Genomic DNA, 380 nt, shown 5'->3' on the forward strand with positions numbered 1-380 from the left:
GTGTACTGCACCGCCTTGATGTCCCCGGTGACGGGTAGTTCCACGGTGGACACCGAGGCGCCGGACGCCGACGTGTTGTCGAACAGCTCGCCCTCGCCCTTCAGGGCGTCCTTGCGGGGCGCCGGCACCTCGACGACCTGGGTGATCGACACCGGCGCCGCGTTCTTGCCGGTGCCCCACGACGAGGGACGCGGACCCATGTCGAACTCCAGCACGCCGCCCTCGGCGATCGCCGCGTGCGGCAGCGCCGTGGAGTTCCACCGCTTGCCGTTGACCTTCAGCCCCTGCACGTACACGTTCTTCGCGCTGTTCCTCGGCGCCTTGACGACCAGCTCGCGGCCGTTCTCCAGGTGCACGGTGACCTTCGTGAACAGCGGGGA

The 380-nt window shown here is 68.9% G+C and carries 1 protein-coding gene; it reads right to left on the reverse strand.

Going from position 1 to position 380, the window contains the following annotated elements; translation table 11 throughout:
* The coding region (locus tag LPA54_RS42045; RefSeq protein ID WP_228985591.1) for a glycoside hydrolase domain-containing protein at positions 1–380 on the reverse strand (380 nt) is incomplete at both ends.

The organism is Streptomyces sp. DH12 (assembly GCF_020873895.1).
Classification (GTDB): Bacteria; Actinomycetota; Actinomycetes; order Streptomycetales; family Streptomycetaceae; genus Streptomyces.